At 74.5% G+C, this 21,875-nt stretch carries 22 protein-coding genes and 1 other RNA gene; 12 read left to right on the top strand and 11 right to left on the bottom strand.

Features of this window, described 5'->3' with window-relative positions; translation table 11 throughout:
- Positions 1-32: 32 nt before the first annotated feature.
- Positions 33-995, top strand: a complete 963-nt coding sequence (locus ACA514_RS42630; protein ID WP_375047171.1) for an Lrp/AsnC family transcriptional regulator — start codon at positions 33-35, stop codon at positions 993-995.
- Here ACA514_RS42630 and ACA514_RS42625 read toward each other — a convergent pair whose 3' ends face one another.
- Complete coding sequence (locus tag ACA514_RS42625; protein WP_375047170.1) at positions 996-4,280, bottom strand: BTAD domain-containing putative transcriptional regulator; 3,285 nt, start codon at positions 4,278-4,280, stop codon at positions 996-998.
- Positions 4,281-4,370: 90 nt separating this feature from the next.
- Positions 4,371-5,744: an NAD(P)/FAD-dependent oxidoreductase gene (locus ACA514_RS42620; protein ID WP_375047169.1), complete on the bottom strand. Its 1,374-nt coding sequence runs from the start codon at positions 5,742-5,744 to the stop codon at positions 4,371-4,373.
- Between the two features lie 412 nt (positions 5,745-6,156).
- Here ACA514_RS42620 and ACA514_RS42615 point away from each other — a divergent pair, with 412 nt between their 5' ends.
- The 3 genes from ACA514_RS42615 to ACA514_RS42605 all read left to right on the top strand — a co-directional run bounded on the left by ACA514_RS42615 (position 6,157) and on the right by ACA514_RS42605 (position 11,303).
- On the top strand, positions 6,157-6,744 hold the full coding sequence (locus tag ACA514_RS42615) for a YbhB/YbcL family Raf kinase inhibitor-like protein (RefSeq protein ID WP_375047168.1): 588 nt from the start codon (positions 6,157-6,159) through the stop codon (positions 6,742-6,744).
- A gap of 253 nt (positions 6,745-6,997) precedes the next feature.
- Positions 6,998-8,923 (top strand): hypothetical protein, encoded by a 1,926-nt coding sequence (locus ACA514_RS42610; RefSeq protein ID WP_375047167.1) that lies wholly within the window; start codon positions 6,998-7,000, stop codon positions 8,921-8,923.
- A gap of 157 nt (positions 8,924-9,080) precedes the next feature.
- Entirely contained in the window at positions 9,081-11,303 is a 2,223-nt protein-coding gene (locus ACA514_RS42605; protein ID WP_375047166.1) for a bifunctional SulP family inorganic anion transporter/carbonic anhydrase, read from the top strand.
- 53 nt (positions 11,304-11,356) lie between these two features.
- Here the strand turns inward: ACA514_RS42605 and ACA514_RS42600 are convergent, their stop codons facing one another.
- Positions 11,357-11,641 carry a hypothetical protein gene (locus tag ACA514_RS42600; protein WP_375047165.1) on the bottom strand — a complete coding sequence of 95 codons (285 nt, stop codon included), beginning with the start codon at positions 11,639-11,641 and terminating at the stop codon, positions 11,357-11,359.
- Between the two features lie 354 nt (positions 11,642-11,995).
- On the opposite strand from ACA514_RS42600, the gene ACA514_RS42595 reads away from it, so the two are divergent.
- Positions 11,996-12,832, top strand: coding sequence for a hypothetical protein (locus ACA514_RS42595; protein WP_375047164.1), 837 nt, complete (start codon positions 11,996-11,998; stop codon positions 12,830-12,832).
- 66 nt (positions 12,833-12,898) lie between these two features.
- Here ACA514_RS42595 and ACA514_RS42590 read toward each other — a convergent pair whose 3' ends face one another.
- Complete coding sequence (locus ACA514_RS42590; protein ID WP_375047163.1) at positions 12,899-13,141, bottom strand: GntR family transcriptional regulator; 243 nt, start codon at positions 13,139-13,141, stop codon at positions 12,899-12,901.
- A gap of 105 nt (positions 13,142-13,246) precedes the next feature.
- Here ACA514_RS42590 and ACA514_RS42585 point away from each other — a divergent pair, with 105 nt between their 5' ends.
- The gene (locus ACA514_RS42585; RefSeq protein WP_375047162.1) at positions 13,247-13,537 is read left to right on the top strand and encodes a hypothetical protein; all 291 of its coding nucleotides are present in this window, start codon (positions 13,247-13,249) and stop codon (positions 13,535-13,537) included.
- 26 nt (positions 13,538-13,563) lie between these two features.
- Positions 13,564-14,019, top strand: a complete 456-nt coding sequence (locus tag ACA514_RS42580) for a PaaI family thioesterase (protein ID WP_375047161.1) — start codon at positions 13,564-13,566, stop codon at positions 14,017-14,019.
- Here the strand turns inward: ACA514_RS42580 and ACA514_RS42575 are convergent, their stop codons facing one another.
- Both ACA514_RS42575 and ACA514_RS42570 read right to left on the bottom strand, forming a co-directional pair.
- Positions 14,020-14,415, bottom strand: a complete 396-nt coding sequence (locus ACA514_RS42575) for a VOC family protein (RefSeq protein WP_375047160.1) — start codon at positions 14,413-14,415, stop codon at positions 14,020-14,022.
- Positions 14,416-14,437: 22 nt separating this feature from the next.
- Entirely contained in the window at positions 14,438-14,761 is a 324-nt protein-coding gene (locus ACA514_RS42570) for a cupin domain-containing protein (RefSeq protein WP_375047159.1), read from the bottom strand.
- A gap of 71 nt (positions 14,762-14,832) precedes the next feature.
- Between ACA514_RS42570 and ACA514_RS42565 the strand changes: the two genes are divergently transcribed.
- The gene (locus ACA514_RS42565; RefSeq protein ID WP_375047158.1) at positions 14,833-15,780 is read left to right on the top strand and encodes a GlxA family transcriptional regulator; all 948 of its coding nucleotides are present in this window, start codon (positions 14,833-14,835) and stop codon (positions 15,778-15,780) included.
- A 22-nt stretch (positions 15,781-15,802) separates the two neighbouring features.
- Here the strand turns inward: ACA514_RS42565 and ACA514_RS42560 are convergent, their stop codons facing one another.
- Positions 15,803-16,705, bottom strand: a complete 903-nt coding sequence (locus tag ACA514_RS42560) for an alpha/beta hydrolase (protein ID WP_375047157.1) — start codon at positions 16,703-16,705, stop codon at positions 15,803-15,805.
- Between the two features lie 42 nt (positions 16,706-16,747).
- Here ACA514_RS42560 and ACA514_RS42555 point away from each other — a divergent pair, with 42 nt between their 5' ends.
- Positions 16,748-17,224 (top strand): MarR family winged helix-turn-helix transcriptional regulator, encoded by a 477-nt coding sequence (locus ACA514_RS42555; protein WP_375047156.1) that lies wholly within the window; start codon positions 16,748-16,750, stop codon positions 17,222-17,224.
- Positions 17,225-17,247: 23 nt separating this feature from the next.
- Here the strand turns inward: ACA514_RS42555 and rnpB are convergent.
- From rnpB to ACA514_RS42535, 4 genes are all read right to left on the bottom strand, one after another.
- Positions 17,248-17,632: RNase P RNA component class A (gene rnpB, locus ACA514_RS42550), an RNA gene on the bottom strand.
- Between the two features lie 30 nt (positions 17,633-17,662).
- Positions 17,663-18,754: a bifunctional RNase H/acid phosphatase gene (locus ACA514_RS42545; RefSeq protein ID WP_375047155.1), complete on the bottom strand. Its 1,092-nt coding sequence runs from the start codon at positions 18,752-18,754 to the stop codon at positions 17,663-17,665.
- On the bottom strand, positions 18,751-19,494 hold the full coding sequence (locus ACA514_RS42540) for a zinc ribbon domain-containing protein (RefSeq protein ID WP_375047154.1): 744 nt from the start codon (positions 19,492-19,494) through the stop codon (positions 18,751-18,753). The genes ACA514_RS42545 and ACA514_RS42540 overlap by 4 nt, the downstream gene beginning before the upstream one ends.
- On the bottom strand, positions 19,491-20,312 hold the full coding sequence (locus ACA514_RS42535; RefSeq protein ID WP_375047153.1) for a Nif3-like dinuclear metal center hexameric protein: 822 nt from the start codon (positions 20,310-20,312) through the stop codon (positions 19,491-19,493). The genes ACA514_RS42540 and ACA514_RS42535 overlap by 4 nt, the downstream gene beginning before the upstream one ends.
- 110 nt (positions 20,313-20,422) lie before the next feature.
- Here ACA514_RS42535 and ACA514_RS42530 point away from each other — a divergent pair, with 110 nt between their 5' ends.
- Genes ACA514_RS42530 through ACA514_RS42520 form a run of 3 tightly spaced genes read left to right on the top strand, consistent with a single transcriptional unit; the run spans position 20,423 to position 21,866 of the window.
- Positions 20,423-21,007: a pyridoxamine 5'-phosphate oxidase family protein gene (locus ACA514_RS42530; protein ID WP_375047152.1), complete on the top strand. Its 585-nt coding sequence runs from the start codon at positions 20,423-20,425 to the stop codon at positions 21,005-21,007.
- A 45-nt stretch (positions 21,008-21,052) separates the two neighbouring features.
- On the top strand, positions 21,053-21,415 hold the full coding sequence (locus tag ACA514_RS42525) for a DUF6191 domain-containing protein (RefSeq protein ID WP_375047151.1): 363 nt from the start codon (positions 21,053-21,055) through the stop codon (positions 21,413-21,415).
- Positions 21,416-21,467: 52 nt separating this feature from the next.
- Positions 21,468-21,866, top strand: coding sequence for a hypothetical protein (locus ACA514_RS42520; protein ID WP_375047150.1), 399 nt, complete (start codon positions 21,468-21,470; stop codon positions 21,864-21,866).
- Positions 21,867-21,875: the final 9 nt, after the last annotated feature.

The raw sequence follows: 21,875 nt of genomic DNA, 5'->3' as shown, positions 1-21,875 counted from the left end.
CGGTGGTTTCCGTCAACAGGTAGCCTGCTGCGATGGATGACGTCACGCTGGACGAGGTCGACCACGGGCTCGTGCACGCGCTGCGGATCGACGGGCGGGCCCCGTTCAGCCGGATCGGCGAGGTGCTCGGCGTCTCGGAGAACACCGTCGCGCGCCGCTACCGGCGGCTCCGCTCGTCCGGCGTGCTGCGGGTGGTCGGCGCGGTGAACGGGCGCCGCCTCGGGTACACCTCGTGGACGATCCGGCTGCGCTGCACCCCGGACGCCGCCGGATCCATCGCCGGGGCGCTCGCGGCGCGCGACGACACCTCGTTCGTGTACCTGCTGTCCGGCGGCACCGAGATCTCCTGCAACGCGCAGACGCGGTCGGCGGACGAGCGCGACGCCCTGCTGCTGGAGAAGCTGCCGCGCACCCGGCGGGTGATCGGCGTCTCGGCGCACCTGCTGCTCCGCAGCTTCGCGCTGCCCGCCACCTGGCTCGGTCCCGCGGTCCTGTCGCCCGAGCAGGCCGCTCGGCTGCGGCCGCGTCCGGCGCCGGACGGGACGCGGCCGGTCGAGGTGGGCGCGGCCGACCGGGCCCTGCTCGCCGCCCTCGCGCGGGACGGCCGCGCCGGCTACGCCGACCTCGCCAAGGCGACGGGCTGGTCGGACTCCACGGTCAAGCGCCGCGCCGAGGCCCTGCGCGGCGCGGGCGTCCTGCAGTACCAGGTCGACATCGAGCCGGCCCGCCTCGGCTTCCACGCCGAGGCGCGGCTGTGGATGTCGGTGCGCCCGTCCGCCGTGACGGACGTCGCGACCGCGATGGCCGCGCATCCGGAGGTGTCGTTCGTCGCGCTGACCACCGGGCCGACGAACCTCGTCGCCGTCGTGAACTGCCGCGACACCGAGGACCTCGCGCGCTACCTCACCGAGCGCGTCGCCGCGCTGGACGGCATCGTCACGATGGAGACCGCGCCGGTGATCCGGACCGTGAAACGGGCCGGCCCGCCGCCCTGATCAGGAGGCGGCGCTCCCGGGGCCGGGCGGGCGCGTCATCGCCGGCGCGGGCGGGCGGGCGAGGCCGAACTCGGCGACGACGTCGTCCAGGGTGCGGACCAGCCCGCGCCCGCGGGCCGCGATGAAGGCCGCCTCGCCCAGGTCGGCGCGGACGGCGGCCTCGATGGCCAGCACATCCGGCTGCGACAGGTCGCGGGCGCCGCGCAGCCCCTCGGCGGTGCCGAGCAGCATGGCCGCCCGTTCCGGATCGCCGGACAGGCGCGACCGTTCGGCGAGGCCCGCCAGCACGTACGCCAGGATCGGGTAGTCGCGGGCCTGGACGGCGCCGCGGACCGCCTCGTCGAGCCGCGCGGACGCCTCGTCCATCGCGCCCATCGCCATGTCGAGCTGGGCGCGCGAGCACAGCACCATCGCCCGGAACTGCGGCGGGCCGGGAATGCCCCGGGTCAGCTCGTCGGCGCGCGACAGCCGGCGCGACGCCTCCGGCTCGTCGCCGGAGCGGCGGGCGAACTCGCCGAGCTGGTAGTGCACCGCGGCGACCTCCTCCGGCCGCCGGGCCGCCTCGACGCCCTCGACCGCCGCGAGCAGCAGCGCCTCCGCGCGGGCCCGCTCGCCGATCAGGTCGAGCGCGTTGGCCAGCTTCATGTGGACGTGGACGAGCGCCGCCGTCCCGCCGCCCAGCTCGGCGTTCAGCCGCAGCGACTCCTCGTAGAGGGCCGCGGAGCGGCGGTGGTCGCCGTCCCGGCCGGCGATCTCGGCCTGCGCGGCCAGCGTGAACGACAGCCCCCACCGGTCCCCCGCCTCGCGGAACGCGGCCAGCGCCCGGTCGCAGTCGTCCTGCACGCGGCCGACCCAGCCGAAGTTGTGGGCGACCTGGCCGCGGATGAAGTACGCGAGGCCGCGCACCCACGGGTCCGGGTCGTCCAGCAGCCCGTCGACACCGATCGCCGACGTGTCGTCCCAGCCCACGGTGTACATCTCGAAGCTGGTGAGCATCAGGCGCAGCACCGGGTGCACGGCGGCGGGGTCGCGGCCGGCGCACAGGCCCCGGGCGCGGGTCAGCCAGCCGAGCACGCGGTCGCCGTCGAGCTGGTTGTCCAGCGACGCCATGGCCCCGAGCGCGAGGGCGAGCGCGGTCGTCTCGTCGTCCGGGACGCCCGGGAGCGCGAGGATCTCCTCCAGGTGGTCGGCGCCGTCGCTCAGCTCGCCCCGCAGGAACCAGTACCAGCCGAGCGCCGCGCAGAACCGCAGGGCCGTCGCCGCGTCCCCGGCGGAGATTGTCCAGCGCAGCGCGGCGGAGACGTTGTCGTGCTCGGCGGTGAGCCGGCGCAGCCAGTCCAGCTGCTCGGCCCGGTACAGGTGCGGTGCCGCCTCCTCGGCCAGGGCGACGAAGCAGTCGGCGTGCGCCCGCCGGACGGCCCGTTCCTCGCCCGCCTCGGCGAGCCGCTCCGTCCCGTACGCGCGGATCGTCTCCAGCATCCGGTAGCGGGGCCCGCCGTCCGCGCCGGTCACCGTCACCAGGGACTTGTCGACCACCGCGGTCAGCACGTCCAGGACGTCGGCGCGGTCCAGGCCGGGTGCGGCGGCGCACACCCGCTCGGCGGTCTCCAGCGTGGCGCCGCCGGGGAAGACGGCCAGCCGGCGGCACAGCACGCGTTCGGGCTCGTCCAGCAGGTCCCAGCTCCACTCCACGACGGCCCGCAGCGTCCGGTGCCGGGGCAGGGCCGTGCGGCTGCCCGCGCTGAGCAGCCGGAACCGGTCGTCCAGCCGGGTCGCGACCTGCCCGGGCGTCATCGCCCGCATCCGGGCGGCGGCCAGCTCGATCGCCAGCGGCATGCCGTCCAGCGCCCGGCAGATCCGGACGATCCAGGCGACGTTGGCGCCGGTCACCGCGAACCCGGGCGAGACGGCGGCGGCGCGGTCGGCGAACAGCCGGACGGCGGGCCGGGCCAGCGCCTCCGCCGGGGCGGCCGACGGCGGCGGCGCCTCCAGCGGCCCGACGGTCCAGAGCGTCTCGCCGGTGATGCCGAGCGGTTCCCGGCTGGTCGCCAGGATCCGGACGCCGGGGCATGCGGCCAGCACCCGGTCGGCGAGCCGGGCGGCGGCGTCCAGCAGGTGCTCGCAGTTGTCCAGGACGAGCAGCAGCCGCCTGCCCGCCAGCGCGGTGACGAGCCGGTCCAGGGGGTCGGACGGGTGCGGGACGGCGCGCCGGCCGGGCATCGGCAGGGCCGCCTCGCGCAGCCCGAGCGCGGCGAGGACGGCGGCGGGCACCTCCCCCGGGTCGGTGACCGGCGCCAGTTCGGCCAGCCAGGCGCCGTCCGGCACCGGGAACGCCGCGTCCCACCGCGCGCCGAGGTGGCGGGCGGCCTCGACCGACAGCCGGGTCTTGCCGGCGCCGCCGGGGCCGGTGAGGGTGACCAGGCGGGCGCCGGCCAGCAGCGCGCCGACCTTCTCCAGGTCGGCGGCGCGCCCGATGAAGCTGGTCAGCGGCGCGCTGAGGTTGCCCTTCGGGGGTCGCGGCGCGGGCGGCGGGGCGGCGTCGGCGTCCGGACGCGCCGCCAGCGCCGGGTCGCGGCGCAGCACGGCCAGGTGGACGGCCGCCAGCTCCGGCGACGGGTCGACGCCGAGCCCGTCGGCGAGGGCCCGCTTGGCCTCCTCGTACCGGGTGAGCGCCTCGGCCTGCCGGCCGGCGGCGTACAGCGCGCGCATCAGCAGGGCGGTGACGGGCTCCCGGAGCGGGTCCTCGGCGGCGAGGGCGCGCAGTTCGGGGATCACTCCGGCGTGCCGGCCGAGCGCGAGGTCGGCGTCGATGCGCTCCTCCAGCGCGGCGCGGCGCAGCGCGTCCAGCCGCGCGGCGGGCGCGTCCGCGAACCGCAGCCCGGCGGCGTCGGCGAGGGCGGGCCCGCGCCACAGGGCGAGCGCCTCGCGCAGTCCCGCGGACCGGGCGGCGGGGTCGCCGGCGCGGTGTGCGGCGGCGGCCCGCGCCTCGAAGTCGTGGGCGTCGACGCACGCGCGCGGCAGGACGAGCCGGTAGGCGCCCGACCGCGACTCGACCGCGTCCCGGCCGACGGCGGCGCGCAGCCGCGAGACCAGGGACTGCAGCGCGTTCGGCGCGCCGCGCGGCACGCCGTCCTCCCAGAGCGCGTCGATGATCCGCTCGGCGGGCAGGAGCGCCCCGGGGTCGAGGGCGAGCAGGGTCAGCAGCGCCCGCAGCCGCGCTCCCCCGACCTCGACGGGGCCGCCGTCCGCGCGCACCTCCAGGGGCCCCAGGATCCCGATCCGCACACCGGCGATTCTCCCCCACCCGCGGACATGCCGGCGCCCCGGCGGTCACGGGGACCGCCGGGGCGCCGGGTGCCGGGCGAGGGGCGCGGGTCAGGCCGCGGGCTCGCTGGACTTGGCCCTCGGCTTGACGTCGTCCAGGGCCGCGAGCTCGAAGTCGGCGCGCGGCTGCTCGACGGTCGCGAGCGAGACGGTCTCGCGCTTGAGGAACAGCGCGAGCGTCCAGTCCGCCAGGACGCGCAGCTTGCGGTTGAAGGTCGGGACCTTCGCGCCGTGGTAGCTGCGGTGCATGAACCAGGCCGGCCAGCCCTTGACCTTGAAGCCGTAGGTCTGGGCGACGCCCTTGTGCAGGCCGAGGCCGGCGACGGCGCCGACGTTGCCGTGCACGTACGGCTTGAGCGACTTGCCGCGCAGCGACCGCACGATGTTGTCGGCCAGCACCTTGGACTGCCGGACGGCGTGCTGGGCGTTCGGCGGGCAGAACATGCCGTCCTGCGTGAGGTCGGGGATCGCGGCGTTGTCACCGGCGGTGAACGCGCGCACCAGGCCCTCGATGGTGAGGTACTCGGTGCCCTTGACGCGGCCCCGCTCGTCCACCGGCAGGTCGCCGTGCCGGACGACCGGGGACGGCTTGACGCCCGCGTTCCACACCAGCGTGCCGGCCTGGAAGCTGCTGCCGTCCGACAGCTCGATCTGGCCGTCCACCGCGGACTGCAGGAAGGTCTTCATCTTCACGTCGATGCCGCGGCCGCGCAGCTGCTCGGCGGTCCACTTGCCCATGTCGGGGCCGACCTCGGGCAGGATGCGGTCGGCGGCCTCGACGAGCATGAACCGCAGGTCCTGCGGGGTGACCTTGCGCATGTACTTGGTGGCGTCGCGGGTCATGTCCTCCAGCTCGGCGATCGCCTCGACGCCGGCGAACCCGCCGCCGACGAACACGAAGGTCAGCGCCTTGCGGCGGAGGTCGACGTCGTCGGTGGACTCGGCGATCTCCAGCTGCTCCAGCACGTGGTTGCGCAGGTGGATGGCCTCGCCGACGGTCTTGAGGCTGATGCCGTTCTCGGCCAGCCCGGGGATCGGCAGCAGCCGCGGCACCGCGCCGGCCGCCATGACCAGGTAGTCGTAGGAGATCCGCTCCGGCGGCCCGGCCAGCGGCTGGACGATCGCCCAGCCCTCGTCGTGGTTGAGCTCGGTGACCCGCGCCTTGCGCACGGTGCACTTGGGCAGCACCCGCCGGAGCGGGACGACGACGTGCCGCGGGGAGATGTTCCCGGCGGCGGCCTCGGGGAGGAACGGCTGGTACGTCATGTACGAGTTGGGGTCAACGACGGTGACCTTGACCTCGCCCCGCTTGAGCTCCTTGCGGAGCTTCTTCTGCAGGCGCAGGGCGGTGTACATGCCCACATAGCCGCCACCCACGATGAGGATGTGGGGAGCGCCAGGGGTCTCCTCGGCGGTCCTGGCCATTGCGGCCTCCTATGTCACGGTCGGCTTGTGAAGACATTCACAAACTAGCCGATGAAGTCACTCTGACACCAATCCAGAACCAGGAAAGAACACGAAAACTTCCCGTACTGGCAAAGTGGAGCGTTGCGAAGCGTGTGAAACTCGCCACTCCTTCCCAAATTTTCGGATGGAACGGGGCAAAGCACGCATGACGCAACTCACACCGGCGATCACCGACCGCTCACCTGCCGCCGACCTGCCGCTGACCTGGGGACGCCACCCGGGCGCCACCCGGAAAGGCCCGTTCCACACCCGGAGAGCCCCTAAGGTTGGGGCGGACGAGGAAGGGGGCGCCACCGGCGCGGGCGCGCGGGACCCGGACGACGGCAGGCCGGCGGCGCGCGGCGTACGATCTCGCCCGGGAGCGTAACGAATGAAGAGCAGAGACCGGCGTCCGATCCCGGCCGCGGCGGGCGTCCTCGCGCTCACCATGGCGCTGGGCGGCTGCGGGCTGATCGGCCAGCCCCAGAACAAGAGCGCCGAGCTGTCGGAGTGGTTCACCGTGACCAGCCCGGTCTTCCGCGATGGGCGCGACTTGCCCACGCGGTACGGCTGCGGGACGTACCCTGGCGGAGAGGGCAAGACCCCGCCGCTGCACTGGTCGGGGGCGCCCGCCGGGACCAGGTCGTTCGCGATCGTGATGGACGACCCGGACGCCCCGGAGGGCGCCTACGTGCACTGGGTGATCGCGGGGATCGACGGCACGACCAACGAGCTCGTCGAGGGCGCCGAGATCCAGGGCGCCGTCGAGGGGCTCACCACAGGCAAGAAGGCGGGATACGCGGCCCCGTGCCCGCCCAAGGGAGAACGGCATCGGTACCGGTTCACCATCTACGCGCTGGACAGTCCGGCGCCGTTCCGCCAGGGCGCCAAGCTCCGGGACTCGCTCGGCGCCATCGCCGAGCACACGGTGGGCCGCGGCCGGATCACCGGGAACTTCGGCGGCAAGCAGGCGCGTTGACCGTGGAGCCTCAGGGCACGGGGTCGGCGCGGGACCCCCTCGGGGGCTGAGCTGACAGGGGTGTGCGGGTGGCCCGGACGGGCCGGCCGGTACGCGTCGGGTGAGGGTAAATGTGCGCGAAGGGTGTGACAACGGTCATAGCGGTCGGACAGAATCGGACTAGCCCCGAGGACGACCGACCGCCGGCGACGAACGGGCCCGACCCGCGGACCGCGCCGGCGACTCTCGCCGGGCCAAGGCATTGGGTGGTGGCATGACTTCTTACATCGTGGTCTTCGGCCTCATTGTGGTCGTGGTCCTGGTGGTCGTCCTCGTGGCGCTCGGGCTGCGGGCCAGCCGTGCGGGGCGCGACGACGACTGGATGGACGACGAGCCGCAGCAGCAGCCGCGCGGCCGCCGCGGCGTACCGCCGCCGCCCGACGACATGGGCGGGCACGACGACGGCTACGGCCCCGGGTACGACCAGGGCTACGGCGGCGCCGCCCCGGATCCCGCCTACGACCGGCGCGTCGCGGGCGGCCCGCTCGCCGCGCCCGCCGGCGCCCCCGCCCCGTCCCCGCCGCCGCCGCCCGCCCACGGCGGCCCGGCGTCGGACGAGATGGAGGACGACGACTACTGGGCCACCATCACCTTCGACAAGCCCAAGTTCCCCTGGCAGCACGACCAGGAGGCCGGCGGGTCGGACCCGGCGGCCGACCCGCTGAACGCCCAGCACGCCCCCCAGCAGCCCGGGCAGGCGACCCAGCACGTGCAGCCGCCCGAGCAGCAGCCCGCGATCGAGCACCCCGGCCTCACCCAGCCGGTCGCGCTGGGCGCCGACGGCACGGTCCTCAACGGGCTGGGCGGTCCCGGCACCGGCCCGCAGCAGGTTCCCGCGCAGGGCGGCTTCCAGGGCGCGCCGTACGGCTCCGAGCCGTACGCGGCCGACCCCGGCGCCACGTCGCTCGACCCGATCCCGGCGGACCTCGGCGCGCTCGGCGGCCCGTCCGGCACCGGGCCCCAGTCGCCCTACGGCATGCCCGACCAGCAGGTCTACGGCGGGCAGGAGCCGCAGCCGGCGTACGGCGCGGCCGACCAGTACGACCCGTCCTACGGCGGCGGGACCGAGCAGTTCGGCGGGCACGGCGACCAGCCGCACTACGGCGGGCAGGACCAGTCCGGCTACGGCGACCAGCCGCAGTACGGCGTCCCCGACCAGCCGCAGTACGGCTCGCAGGAGCCGTCCTACCCCGACTTCGGCTCCGACCCGCTGGGGTCGCGCCCGGCGGGCGCCCCGTCCGGCGGCGGCCGGACGGACGGCTTCGACCTGCCGCTCGGCGCCTCGGCGCCCCAGCCGCCGGCGCAGCACCCGGCGCCGCCGGCGTCCGACCCGCTGGGCCTGCCGCTCGGCCGCACCGACGAGCCCGGGCGCGGGTTCGGCGACTCCACCGGCGGCCTGCCCGGCGCGTCCGAGGTCATGCCGCCCGCTCCCCCGGCACCGGCTCCGGCCGCGCCCGCGGCGCACGCCGGCCTCGGGTCCGGCGCCTCGGGGTCCGACACCGACAACCACAAGCTGCCCACCGTGGACGAGCTGCTCCAGCGCATCCAGACCGACCGGCAGCGCACCGCGGGCGGCCCGTCCTCGGACTCCGGCGGCTACGGCGGGCTGAACGACCCGCTGAACGACCCGCTCGGCACCGGCTCCTTCGGCACCGGCTCGGCCGGCACCGGTTCCGGCACGGGGCCGTGGCCCCCGCCGGCCTCCGGCGGCTCGTCCGGGGCGGGCGCCCCGGGCGGCGGGTACGACAGCGGGTACGGCTCGTCCGGCGCGGGTTCCGGCTCCGGCGGCTACGGGCAGGGCTCGCACACCGACGGGTACCCGACCGCCCCCGCCTACGGCGAGTCGCCCCGCTACGACGACCCGCTGAGCGGCGGGTCCCGCGAGCCGTACGGCTCCGGCGGGCAGGGCGGCGGGCAGGGCGGCGGCACCGGCGCCTACGGCGACTTCAGCGGCAGCAGCTACAACGGCAACGACCCGCTCGCAGCGCCGCACGACCCGGGCGCCACCCAGGCGTACGGCTCGGGCTACCCCGGGGCGCCGCAGCAGGGCGGCTACCAGCAGCAGGGCGGTCTGCCGAGCGACACCAACCCGTACGACTCCCGGCAGCAGCCCGACGACTGGGAGAACTACCGCCGCTGACGCGGCACCGTTTCGCGCACCACCAGGCGAGGGCCACCGGGGATCCGGTGGCCCTCGGCGCGTTTCCGGGCGCCCGCGCGGCGGCGCGTCCCGGGCGGGACCCGGAGAATCTGGTTGTATACGTTGAGTGACTTCAAAGCCACTCAACGTATCCGCATTGCGGCGGGACGCGCTCGCGTCCTTCGTCGTGTTCCTGGTCGCGATCCCGCTGTCGCTGGGCATCGCGGTCGCCTCGGGCGCACCGGTCGCCGCCGGGCTCATCGCCGCCGTCGCCGGCGGCGTCGTGGCCGGGCTGGCCGGCGGGTCCCCGCTGCAGGTCAGCGGGCCCGCCGCCGGGCTGACGGTGCTGGTCGCCGAGCTCGTCCAGACCTACGGCTGGCGGGCCACCTGCACGGTCACCCTGCTCGCCGGGCTGGTGCAGGTCGCGCTCGGCCTGAGCCGGGTCGCGCGCGTCGTGCTGGCCGTCTCGCCCGCCGTCGTGCACGGCATGCTCGCCGGCGTCGGCGCGGTGATCGTGCTGAGCCAGGTGCACGTCGTGCTGGGCGGCGGCCCGCAGGAGTCCGCCGTGGCCAACCTGCGGGAGCTGCCCGGGCAGCTGCTGCACCCGGTACCGCACTCCGCGCTGGTCGCCGCGCTGACCGTGCTGGTGCTGCTCGGCTGGTCCCGGCTGCCGCGCGGCGGCCGGCTGCGCATGATCCCCGGCCCGCTGCCCGCGATCACCGCCGCCACCGTGACCGCGTGGGCGCTCGGCTGGCAGGCCGCCCGGGTGGACCTGCCCGAGACCCTGCTGGAGGGCTGGGGCGCGCCCGAGCTGCCGGACGGGGCGCCGCACGGGGTGGCGGGCGCCGTCGTCTCGCTCGCCGTGGTGGCCGCCGTCGCGTCCCTGCTGTGCAGCGTGGCGGTCGACCGCGTCCGGCCCGCCGGGGTCGCCCCCACCGACCTCGACCGCGAGCTGGCCGCCCAGGGCGCGGCGAACGCGGTGTCCGGGCTGTTCGGGGGCCTGCCGGTCGCGGGCGTGATCGTCCGCAGCACGGCCAACCTGGAGGCCGGCGCGCGGACCCGGCTGTCCGCCGTGCTGCACGGGGTGTGGGTGCTGGTGCTGGCGGTGTCCTGCGGGCCCGTCATCGAGCACGTCCCGCTCGCGGCGCTGTCGGCGCTGCTGGTGGTGCTCGGCGTGCGGCTGGTGGACCCGGCCCGCGTCCGCGAGCTGCGGCACCACCGGGAGGCGACCGCCTACTTCGCCACGTTCGGCGGCGTGGTCGTGCTCGGCCTCGGCGAGGGCGTCCTGCTGGGGATCGCGGTGACGGCGGTGCTGGCGCTGCGGCGGCTGACCCGGCTCACCGTCCGGACCGAGCGGCTCGTCCCGGTGCCGGGCGACGTGCCCGCCCCGCCGCGCTGGCACGTGGTCGTGGAGGGGACGCTGACCTTCCTCGGGGTGCCGAAGGTGACGCGCGCGCTGCGGGCCGTCCCGGCCGGGGCGGGCGTCGACCTGGACCTGAACATCGACTTCATGGACCACGCCGCGTTCGACGCGATCCACGAGTGGCGCCTGGCGCACGAACGCCAGGGAGGCAGGGTCGACATCGACGAGGTTCACGAGGGTTGGTATGAAAGAGGGGTGACAGGTGATATGTCTTCGCCGCGTAAGTCGTCCCCTCAAGCCCGCTGGTGGGCTCCCTGGGCGAATCGCCAGCGACGTTCCGAGGCCGCCGCCGAACCGTCGTCCGCGACGTCCGTGCTGCTCGACGGCGTCCGGGAGTACCACGACAGCACCGCGGGGCTGGTCCGCCCGATCATGGCCGAGCTGGCGATGGAGCAGAAGCCGGAGCTGCTCTTCATCACCTGCGTGGACTCGCGGGTCGTGCCCAACATCATCACCGCCAGCGGGCCGGGCGACCTGTTCATCAACCGCAACGTCGGCAACTTCGTCCCGCCGCACGGGTCGGCCGTCCCGGACGACTCGGTGATGGCGACGGTCGAGTACGCGACCAACGTGCTCGACATCCGCACCATCGCGGTCTGCGGCCACTCCAACTGCGGCGCGATGGCCGCCGTCATGGCGGGCGGCGCGGAGGTCGCGCACCTCGAGGGGCTGTCGCGCTGGCTCGAGCACGGCGAGCCGACCCTGGAGCGCTTCCGCGCCGAGCGGGACCACGGCGACGATCCGCTGGCCCGGCTCAGCCAGCTCAACGTGATGCAGCAGCTCGACAACCTGCTCACCTACCCGTGGCTCCGCGAGCGCGCGGAGGCCGGTGACCTGGAGCTCGTGGGGCTCTACTTCGATCTGAAGTCCGCGACGGTCAAGGTCCTCGACCGGGCCGCCGGGACGTTCGCCACGATCCCGGACCACGTCCCGGACGGGGCCCGCCGGGACGCCTGACCCGCGCGACGACGGGAGGGTGGTCTCCGGGGACGTTCCCGGAGACCACCCTCTCAGCGTCCTACCAGCTGCTCGCCGCGCGCCCGGCCGTCCTCCTCCGGGCTGCCGCCGCCGAGCGCGGGGCCGGGCTCCTGCGGCCGGGGACCGCGCAGGTCGCCTTCCCGCCTGTAGTCGCGGACGTAGACTCCGGTCACCTTCCGCGCGGCGCGCGCGCGGCGGCCCGACGGGGGCGTGAACAGCGTGTCGCGCCGGCTGGCCCGCGCGAAGTCCCAGAGGTAGACCAGGGCGGCCAGCGCCCCGGCGAGCACGAGGGCCACGAACACGATGATGATGAACATCAGCGCTCCTCTCCACGGGGCAGCCACCGTGCCCCGCCGCCACCGCCGACCGGCGATCGCTCTACCTGGGACGTTAGGCGCCTCCTATCGGTTTCTTTGTGTCGTGTGACCCGAAGCCGCCGAGATCCACGCCACTCCGCCCGCGTGCGAGGTTCGCTGCACTTCTCAGAGTCGGCGGCCCGGTCGGCGACCGCGACGAGACCGGCGACGCCGGCGCATCCTCATCACCCACTCCACCCCGCCCTGGCCCGCCCCTGACGGCACCGATCGACCTCCGCCGAAACCGGCCTTGACCTGGGCTTTCGGCAACACCCGACCGGTTTCGGCGGAGGTGCTGCGGGGAGCCCGGCAATTATGAACAAATCCACCATTTCGACCACAGCGGGCGCCTTCGTCCTCGCGGCCGGCGCCCTGCTCCCCGTCTCCGCCGCCCACGCGACCACCGTCCCGAGGCCCGGCGCCCCGGCCACCACGGACCCCGGCGGGGGCAACCCCGGCGAGCCGGGCGGCGAGACTCCGGGCGGCGGCGGCACCGACGGCCCGGACACCGGAGCCCCCGACAGCGGCAACCCCACCGACGGCGGCAGCCCGACGGACGGCGGCAGCCCGACGGACGGCGGCAGCCCCACCGACAGCGGCAGCCCCACGACCCCGGGCGGCGAGAGCCCGACCACCCCGGGCGGCGCGACGCCGGCCCCGGGCGGCGGCGCGCCCGCCAACCCCAAGGCCACGAGCGTCACCGTCACGGAGAAGGAGTACTCGCTGAAGCTCTCCCAGACCACCTTCAAGGCGGGCCCGTACATCTTCATCGCCAAGAACACCGGCAGCATGCAGCACGCCCTGGCCATCTCCGGCCCGGGCATCACCAGCACGAAGGTGACCCCGGGGATCTCGCCCGGACAGCAGGCCAAGCTGAACGTCACCCTGCAGCCGGGCACCTACCAGCTCTGGTGCCCGATCGACGACCACCGCGCGCTCGGCATGCAGACCAAGATCACCGTGCCCGGCTCCGGCGGCGTCGTCCCGCCGGGCGGCCAGACGCCGACGAGCAGCCCGACGGAGAGCCCGACCGGCGGCTCCAGCGGCAGCCCGCCCGAGAGCCCCACCGGCCCGCCCACCAGCCCGCCCGAAAGCCCGACCGGGGCGCCCACGGGCACCCCGACCGGCAGCGGCGCCCCCGGCGGCTACTGACGCCAGGCGTCCACCCGCGGCGTGTTGCCCTTATCCACCGACGCATAAGGGCAACACCCGCACCCCCTACTCGCCCCCGTCCGCCTTCACGAACGTGCCGCGCTGCGGAACCGTGTAGACGAGACCCTGCTCCCGCAGATACGCGACCGCGCGCCGAGCCGTCTCACGGGCCACCCCGTACTCCTGCACGAGGTCGGACTCCGACGGGATGCGCCGGCGCGGCTGCAGATCGCCGGACTCGATGCGCTCGGCGATGATCGCGGCTATCTGCCGGTAGACGGGTGTGTCGCCATCATGATCGATCGTCACACCCTCGACGCTAGATGAGGCCCTACGAAGCCCTTCATAGCGGTACGTATGCAGACGTCTAGACGAGCCTAGACAAGCATAGACGAGTGACGGTACCGTCACTCCATGCACACACCCCTGGCGCGGGCGCAGGCCGGGCTCGGCGCGCTCCTGCACCGTCTGGACCTCTACGGCCTGGACGTCCGCCTGAAGATCGACGGCCTCCAGGTCTCCAACCCGTTCGCGGACGGCTGCTGCGAGGGCAACCCCGAGCCGTCCGACACCATCGCCTGCCGCCCCCGTCCGGACGACGAGGGCCGGTTCTGGTTCGCGCACTCGTGGGGCGAATGGATCGCCGAGGTCGACCACGTCGCGGACGCCGCCCTCCTCATCGCCGCCCGGCTCCGCGCCCGTTGAGGGGATCGCCCCGCTAGGGTGTCGGCATGATCGCGGACGGACGGCGGCAGGGAATGTTCTGGGACGTCCAGGCCGGGCGCGTTCCGCCCCCGCCCGCCGCCGTGACGCTGGGCTTCGAGCTCGTCGAGGCCGACCCGGAGCGGGGCACCATCACGGTGGCCTTCCAGGCGACCGAGCAGTTCCTCAACCCGGTGGGCGCCGTCCAGGGCGGTTTCCTGGCGGCGATGCTGGACGACACCCTCGGCCCCGCGCTCGTCGCGACGCTGCCGCCCGGCCAGTTCGCCCCGACGCTCGACCTTCAGGTGCAGTTCCTGCGTCCGGCCCGTCCGGGGCGCCTCGTCGGCCGCGGACGGGTCGTCCGCCGCGGCAGGCAGATCTGCTTCCTCGCCGGCGAACTCGTCGACGAGACGGGCGAGACGGTCGCCACGGCCACCGCCACGGCCCAGATCAAGACCGTTCCGGCCCCGGACGCCACTGCGTGATCACCCGGCCGGGCCGAGCAGGTCCCAGCGGTTGCCGGCGACATCACGGAACACGGCGACGCGCCCGTAGGGCTCTGCGCGGGGTGCGGTGACGAACTCGACACCGGCCGCCGTCATGCGCTCGTAGGCGGAGTCGAAGTCGTCCACGCGCAGGAAGAATCCCACGCGTCCGGCCGCCTGCTCCCCGACGGCGGCGGTCTGGCGTTCCCCGTCCGCGCGTGCGAGCAGGATGCCGGTCTGCGCACCCGGCGGCCGGACGACGACCCACCGCTTGGGACGGCCGTCGTTGGTCCGCGAAGGCGAGTCCTCGACGAGCTCGAACCCGAGGGCCCCGGTGAAGTACCGGATGGCCCGGTCGTAGTCGTCCACGATGATCGTGACCAGATCGAGTCGCACCCCACGAGCCTAGAACGCGCGCCTACCCCTCTGGGTAGAAGAGGAAGAGCGTGCAGCCCACGGTCGTCTGCGGGACGTGGGACGAGCCCGCCGGGGCGTGGATGAAGGAGCCGGCCGGGTAGTCGCGCTCGCCGTCGTTGAAGACGCCCGACACCACGAAGACCTCCTCGGGCCCCGGCTCGTGGACGTCGATGCCCTCCCAGCGGGTGTTCGCGTCCATTTCGAGCACGAATGCCTTTGCGCCGCCGTCCCCGCTCCACAACGGCCGCAGCCTGATCCCCGGGAACAGGTCGCGGACCGGGGCGTCCTGGACGGAGGACCACACGTAACCCAGTTCTGTCGTCATGGCACCAGCCTGGCGAGACATGCTCCGGCCCGCCGAGTGTCTGGAAAGACATCGTGCGGTACTTTCACGCCATGCATCGCGTTGTGGCGCTCGTCCGCCCGCCGCAGTCGACGTTCGAGCTCGGCTGCGCGGCCCAGGTGTTCGGAGTGGAGCGGCACGGGCTCCCGACCAGGTACGCCTTCGGCGTGTGCACCGAGCGTCCCGGCCCGGTCGCCACGCTCGCCGGCTACGACATGCTCGTGACCGACGGCCTGGACGCCCTCGACGGGGCGGACACCGTGATCGTGCCCGGCTGGCTTCCCACCGCGGAGCCGCCCTCCCCCGCCGTCGTGGGGGCCCTGCGCGGCGCGCACTCCCGGGGAGCCCGCGTGGTCAGCATCTGCTCCGGCGCCTTCGCGCTCGCCCACGCCGGCCTCCTCGACGGCCGCCGCGCGACGACCCACTGGGCCCAGGCCGACGAGTTCGCCGCGCGCTTCCCGCACGTCCACCTCGACCGGGACGTCCTGTACGTGGACCACGGCGACATCGCCACCAGCGCCGGAGCGGGAGCCGGCTTCGACCTGTGCCTGCACCTGGTCCGCAACGACCACGGCGCCCGGTACGCCGCCCACATCGCCCGCACCATGGTCATGCCGCCCCACCGCGAGGGCGGGCAACTGCAGTACACGCCCCCGACCCCCGCCCGCCTCGACGACTCGCTGGCCCCACTCCTGGAATGGGTCACCGCCCGCCTAGACGAACCCGTGACCCTCGAGACCATGGCCGCCGAGGCGGGCGTCTCGCCGCGAACCCTCACCCGCCGCTTCACCGACCAGCTCGGTACCAGCCCCGGCCAATGGCTGCTGTCCCAGCGCATCGCCGCAGCTCAGAACCTGCTGGAATCCACCGACCTGCCGCTGGACGCCATCGCCCGCCGCGTCGGCCTCTCCTCGGCCACCAATCTCCGCCGCCGCTTCCTCAACGCCCTGGCCACCACCCCGGGCGCCTACCGCCGCACCTTCCGCACCGGCGCGCGATGACACGGCCGCGGGGTCGCCGCCCCTACGCCGCCGTCCGGATGCGCTGGCGGAGGAAGTGAGCCGCGCGGTCCAGCGCCTCGTCCGCCTCGTCCAGGACGCCGGCGAACGCCTGGAACACGTGCGGCAGGTCGGCGGTGACGTCCAGGATGACGTCCACTCCGGCCGCCCTCGCCCGTGCCGCCAGGCGCGTGGAGTCGTCCAGCAGGATCTCGTTGGTGCCCACCTGGATCAGCATCGGGGGGAAACCGGTCAGGTCGGCGAGGACGGCCGGGCTGAGCAGGGGCTGGTGCGGGTCGGCTCCGGCGAGGTACATGGCCCCGGTGTGCTCCATGGCCGCGCGGGTGAAGATCGGGTCGGCGGCCGCCCTGGTCTCCATGCTCTCGCCCGTGCGGGTGGCGTCCAGGCCCGGGGAGAACGCCACGATCGCGGCGGGCAGCGGCAGCCCCGCGTCGCGGGCGGCCAGGCAGGTGGTGACGGCGAGGCCGCCGCCGGCGGAGTCCCCGGCGAACGCGATGGCCGAAGGGTCCTCGCCGCCGTCGAGGAGGGCGCGGTAGGCGCCCAGCGTGTCCTCGATCGCGGCCGGGAACGGGTGCTCGGGGGCGAGCCGGTAGTCCAGCGAGTACGCCCCGAAGCCCGTCCCGGCCACCAGGTGCCCCGTCAGCGACAGGGCGGTCTCGGGCGAGCCGAACACCCAGCTGCCGCCGTGGAAGTACAGGATCGTCCCGGCGCGGGGTCCGCCGTCCGGCTCGACGCGCAGCGCGGGCCGGCCGCCGAGCGCCGTCCGCGCGGTGCGGATGCCGCCGGGCACGATCATCTGGGCCATCAGCGCCTCGAATCCGGCGCGGATCTCCTCGACCGTCCCTGGGCCTTCGGGCTGCTGCCGCCGCATCATCGCGTCGATCCGGGCGCGCTGCTCCTTGCTCATGACCTGCTCCCGCCGTAAATAGCTTCCAGTACACTATATGCCATGGAATATACATCGAGCGGGGACGCGGCCGGCCTCCCGGGCTTCTTCGCCGACCTCGTCCGATGCGAGACGCGCCTGTACAACGCCCTCAACGACCGTCTCCGGGCGCGGCACGGGATCGTCACCTCGCAGTTCGAGGCCCTGCGCTACCTGCGCGACCATCCCGGCGCCCGGGTCGCGGACCTCGCCGCCGAGTTCGCCATCGGCATCGGGGCGGCCAGCAAGAGCGTCGACCGTCTGGAGAGGCAGGGCTGGACCGTCCGGCGGCCGAACCCGTCCGACCGCCGGTCCTCGCTGCTGGCTCTCACCGACGCCGGCTCGCAGCTGGTGGACGCGGCGGAGGAAACCTTCGCCGACGCCCTGGCGGAGATGATCGGAAGAGCTCTCGACGCCCCCTCCACGGCGGCCGCCGCAAACGCGCTCGCAAAGCTGCGCGCCGCCCTGGAACACGACCAAACCGGCACCCCACTGGGCTGACCCGCGGCGGAACGGAATGGCGGCGGACGAGTCGGCCTGTAAGCCGGGTTCTGTGCCCGCCCCGGAGGGCGGGTGACGGCCATCCATCTCGGACCGCCGTTGCCGGCGGCCTCCAGCGGTCTACCCGCAGGCTCGGGCGGGCCGCCCTCAGGCACCTGCGCGGGGCCGAAGCCCCTTCTTGACCTTGCTCCGGGTGGGGTTTACCGAGCCGCCCACGTCACCGTGGGCGCTGGTGAGCTCTTACCTCACCGTTTCACCCTTACCACCGGCCGGGCCGGTGGCGGTCTGTTTTCTGTGGCACTGTCCCGCGGGTCGCCCCGGGTCGGCGTTACCGACCACCCTGCCCTGTGGAGCCCGGACTTTCCTCGACGGGGACCAGGTCCCCGACGCGGCCGTCCGGCCGGCTCGTCCGCCGTACACAGAACTCTAGCGGGTCGGTCAGTGTTCCAGGTGGTGGGCGTCGTTGAAGGCGCGCAGGCTGGCGGGGCCGTCGGCGTACCAGTCGACCGTGGTGAGGGACGCGACGTCCAGGTGCATGCGGTACAGCGACTTCATCGGGGCGCCGAGGGCGTCCTTGACCAGCAGCTTGATCGGCGTGACGTGCGAGACGACCAGGACCGTCTGCTGCCGGTTTCGGACCTTCAGCTTGTCCAGGGCGGTGCGGACGCGCCGGGACACCTGCGCGAAGCTCTCGCCGCCGGGCGGCGCGACCTCCGGGTCGGCGAGCCAGGCCTTCATCTCGGCGGGCCAGCCCTTGCCGGCCTCGGCGAAGGTGAGCCCCTCCCAGTCGCCGAAGGCGGTCTCGCGGAAGCCGTCCTCGACCCGGACGTCCAGGCCGGTGACGGCGGCGACCTCGGCGGCGGTGTCGCGGCAGCGCGCGAGGGGCGAGCTGACGATCGCGTCGAGGCCGCGGTCCTTGAGGGCGAGGGCGGCGGCGCGGGCCTGCGCGAGGCCCGCGGTGGTGAGGGGGACGTCGTTCGTCCCGGCGAAGCGCTTCTCCGCGGACAGGGGCGTCTCGCCGTGGCGGAGCAGGATCGTCCGCGTGGGGGTGGACGAGACGGGCGGCGGGCCCGGCGCCTCCTCCCGCGGGGGCTCCTCGGTCGTGCGGGTCCAGCGCTCGCCGCGGGCCGCGGCGTCCATGGCCTCGTTGGCGAGCCGGTCGGCATGCGCGTTGCGGTTGCGCGGGATCCAGCCGTAGGAGACGGATCCGAGCCCCTCGGCGGCCTCGCGGGCGCGCAGGGCCAGCGGGATCATGTCCGGGTGCTTGATCTTCCAGCGGCCGGACATCTGCTCCACGACGAGCTTGGAGTCCATCCGCACCTCGACCCGCGCGGACGGGTCGATCCCGGCGGCGGCCGTCAGCCCGGCGATCAGGCCCCGGTACTCGGCGACGTTGTTGGTGGCCATGCCGATCGACTCGGCGACCTCCGCCAGCACCTCGCCGGTCAGCGCGTCGCGGACGAGGGCGCCGTACCCGGCCGGGCCCGGGTTGCCCCGGGACCCGCCGTCCGCCTCGACGATCAGCTTCACAGGCCCGACTCGGGGGTGCGGACGAGGATGCGGCGGCACTCCTCGCAGCGGATCACCTCGTCCGGCGCGGCGGCCCGGATCCGGTTCAGGTCGACGGTGTTGAGCGCCAGGTGGCAGCCCTGGCAGGCGCCGCGGAACAGCTTCGCCGCGCCGACGCCGCCGAACTGGCCGCGCAGCTTCTCGTAGAGGCCGAGCAGGTCGTCGGGGACGTCCTTGGCGACGGCGGTGCGGGCGGCGCCGGTCGTGCCGCCCTCCTCGTCGATCTCCTTCAGCGCGGCGTCGCGGCGCGCGACGACCGCGGCCAGCTCCTCCTGTGTCGCAGTCTGGTCGGCGCGCAGCGCGGCGACGCGGCCCTCGGCCTGCTCGGTCCGCTCCATGATCTCCAGCACGACCTCCTCCAGGTCGGACTGGCGGCGCTGCAGCGACTCGATCTCGGCCTGCAGCCCGCTGAGGTCCTTGGCGGAGGCGACCTGGCCGGAGTCCAGGCGCTTCTGGTCCCGCTCGGCGCGGCTGCGGACCTGGTCGACGTCCTGCTCGGCCTTCTTCTGCTCCCGCGCCAGGTCGCCCGTCTCGGTCTCGGCCGCCACGATCGCGTCCCGCAGCTCGGTGAGCCGGGCCTCCAGCCGCTCGATCTCGGCGAGCTCGGCCAGCGTGCGGCGGCGGTGCGCGAGGCGGTCCAGCGAGCTGTCCAGGTCCTGCAGGTCGATCAGGCGAAGCTGGGCTTGCGGTGCGGCTTTCACTGTTCTCCTTCTGCGTGAAGGCTCCACGCGTCGGTGACGAGCGTGGACACCCGTGTCTCCAACTTGCCCGCTTCGGGTGCGGCGGCGGCCAGGCGCCGCGCGGCGTCGGCCAGCCAGGGCCATTCGGTCGCCCAGTGCGCGGCGTCCACCAGCGCCGGGCCGCCGTGCTCGGCGAACTCCGAGGCGGGATGGTGCCGCAGGTCGGCGGTGAGGTAAACGTCGACGCCCGCCGCGCGGACGGCGCCGAGGAGGGAGTCGCCGGCGCCGCCGCAGACCGCGACGGTGCGGACGGCGCGGTCCGGGTCGCCCGCGGCCCGCAGCCCCCACGCGGTGGACGGCAGCCCCGCGGCGGCCCGCCGGGTGAACTCCCGCAGCGTGACCGGCTCGGCCAGCTCCCCGACGCGGCCGAGGCCGCGGCGCGGGTCGTCGGCGGCGGGGACGATCGGGCGCAGCTCCCCGGTGAGCCCGACGGCGCGCGCCAGCGCGTCCGAGACCCCCGGATCGGCGGCGTCGGCGTTGGTGTGCGCGGTGTGCAGCGCGACCCCGTTGACGATCATCCGGTGGATCAGCCGGCCCTTCGGCGTGGTCGCGGCGACCGAGTGCACCCCGCGCAGCAGCAGCGGATGGTGCGCGACCACCAGGTCGGCGCCCCACTCCAGCGCCTCGTCGATCACCGCGGCGACCGGGTCGACCGCCAGCAGCACCCGCCCGACCTCCTGGGCGGGGTCGCCGCAGACCAGGCCGACCGCGTCCCAGGACTCCGCCCACGACGGCGGATAGAGCTCTTCGAGAGCCGCGATGACATGGGATAGGCGCACGTCCCGCAGGCTACCGCGCCGAGCCGCTCCCAACGAGCCACCGAGCGTCACCGGGAGGCTCCGCGGTCTGAAACGATGGGCCGGGGAACGTCCGTAGAAGGGAGAGCGCCATGTCGGCTTCCGGGTACGCCTCGGCACCGGAGTCCGCGTCCGGATTCGCCCTGGCATCGGAGCCCCGCCCCGGGTTCGTCCCGGCGCCGGAGCCCGTCGCAGACCGTCCGCACATGCCCGGTTACGGGATCCGGGGGGCCGCCGAGGGGAGCGGCCTGCTGCCGTGGTCGTGGGCCGTGGAGCGGCTCCGCGCCGCCCGCAACTTCTGGCTGTGCACCGTCCGGCCGGACGGGCGGCCGCACGCGATGCCGGTGTGGGGCGCCTGGTCCGGGGAGGCGCTGATGTTCAGCAGCAGCGTCCCGTCCCGCAAGATGGTGAACCTGCGGGCGAATCCGCAGGTCGTGGTCGCCACCGAGGAGGCCGAGGACCCGGTGGTGCTGGAGGGCCGCGCGGAGGTCGTCACCGAGCCGCGCGATCTCCAGCGCTTCATCGACCTGGTCAATTCCAAGTACGCGACCCGCTATCGTGTCGACTTCCTGGACCCGGAGGTGAACGCGACCGTCGCGGTGCGGCCACAGAAGGCGTTCGGGCTGCGTCAGGGGGACTTCACCGGTTCTCCCACCCGGTGGTCGTTCGGAGGCTGAGCGCCCGCCGGGATCAATCTGGAGGCTCGTCGCGTTGGAGCTTGTGTGAAATCACCGTTTCGCCGCCGCAAGCGCGTCAAGGGGCGCCCGATGGGCAACCGTCCCGAGCAGGCCGGCCACGAGCCCGTCGAGTGGCCCACGGAGGGCACCGGCCGGTCGACGCTGATGGGCGCCATCCGCGGCGACGGGGAGACCGGCGCCGGCTTCGGCGGCGGCATGTTCGAGGACCTCGCCTCGGCGTTCGAGGGCTCCAAGAAGGTCAAGCAGGAGGAGCAGCAGCGGCAGAAGGTGCTGCGCCAGGACGACCACGAGCAGGCGGGGGACGGCTCCGCCCGCGACGACCTGGACTCCGGCAAGATCCGGATCCGCCGGAACGGGCCGATCACCCCGCCGCCCGCGACCGAGTGACATGTCCGGTTTGGGTCGAACATAGGTTCGAATTCCGGGTTATCGTGGAGCCGTGAGCACCTACGTCCCGCCCGGCTGGCCCTCGCAGGTGCACCCACCGGGCACCGACCGCTTCGAGGACACCGCTCTGAGCTGGCTGCTCGAGCTCGTCCCGCCCGAGTACCGGCGCTACGGCGTCCTGCGCCGCTATCCGATCGCGCTCGCGCGGATGGCCCGGCACCACGTCAACGCGTCCGTCGACGCAGCCCGTGAGGGGTTCCGCACCGCCCGCGTCGATCTCGCGCCCCTCGTCCCGCCGCACGGGGTGGAGGCCGTCCTGGAGGCGTACCGCCGCGAGGGCGCCCGCCTCGTCTCCCTGCTCCAGGCCATCGAACTCGTCGAGACCGCCCTGCGTGCCCAGGCCGAACCCGACGACCCGGTCCACCGCCGCCCCTTCACCCCCAAACTCTGACCGCCGACC

The sequence above is a fragment of the Actinomadura sp. NTSP31 genome (genome assembly GCF_041951385.1).
GTDB classification, from domain to species: domain Bacteria; phylum Actinomycetota; class Actinomycetes; order Streptosporangiales; family Streptosporangiaceae; genus Spirillospora; species Spirillospora napierensis.
Note: the sequence above shows the minus strand (reverse complement) of the source record. Positions and strands in the feature narration are given on the sequence as shown.

What these genes read in the sequence shown, in the direction of transcription:
- ACA514_RS42530 (WP_375047152.1), top strand. Translation starts at nt 20,423, where the DNA reads ATGTCGGCTTCCGGGTACGCCTCGGCACCGGAGTCCGCGTCCGGATTC.
- ACA514_RS42585 (WP_375047162.1), top strand. Translation starts at nt 13,247, where the DNA reads ATGCACACACCCCTGGCGCGGGCGCAGGCCGGGCTCGGCGCGCTCCTG.
- ACA514_RS42555 (WP_375047156.1), top strand. Translation starts at nt 16,748, where the DNA reads ATGGAATATACATCGAGCGGGGACGCGGCCGGCCTCCCGGGCTTCTTC.
- ACA514_RS42570 (WP_375047159.1), bottom strand. Translation starts at nt 14,761, where the DNA reads ATGACGACAGAACTGGGTTACGTGTGGTCCTCCGTCCAGGACGCCCCG.
- ACA514_RS42595 (WP_375047164.1), top strand. Translation starts at nt 11,996, where the DNA reads ATGAACAAATCCACCATTTCGACCACAGCGGGCGCCTTCGTCCTCGCG.
- ACA514_RS42600 (WP_375047165.1), bottom strand. Translation starts at nt 11,641, where the DNA reads ATGTTCATCATCATCGTGTTCGTGGCCCTCGTGCTCGCCGGGGCGCTG.
- ACA514_RS42610 (WP_375047167.1), top strand. Translation starts at nt 6,998, where the DNA reads ATGACTTCTTACATCGTGGTCTTCGGCCTCATTGTGGTCGTGGTCCTG.
- ACA514_RS42560 (WP_375047157.1), bottom strand. Translation starts at nt 16,705, where the DNA reads ATGAGCAAGGAGCAGCGCGCCCGGATCGACGCGATGATGCGGCGGCAG.
- ACA514_RS42565 (WP_375047158.1), top strand. Translation starts at nt 14,833, where the DNA reads ATGCATCGCGTTGTGGCGCTCGTCCGCCCGCCGCAGTCGACGTTCGAG.
- ACA514_RS42615 (WP_375047168.1), top strand. Translation starts at nt 6,157, where the DNA reads ATGAAGAGCAGAGACCGGCGTCCGATCCCGGCCGCGGCGGGCGTCCTC.
- ACA514_RS42630 (WP_375047171.1), top strand. Translation starts at nt 33, where the DNA reads ATGGATGACGTCACGCTGGACGAGGTCGACCACGGGCTCGTGCACGCG.
- ACA514_RS42580 (WP_375047161.1), top strand. Translation starts at nt 13,564, where the DNA reads ATGATCGCGGACGGACGGCGGCAGGGAATGTTCTGGGACGTCCAGGCC.
- ACA514_RS42620 (WP_375047169.1), bottom strand. Translation starts at nt 5,744, where the DNA reads ATGGCCAGGACCGCCGAGGAGACCCCTGGCGCTCCCCACATCCTCATC.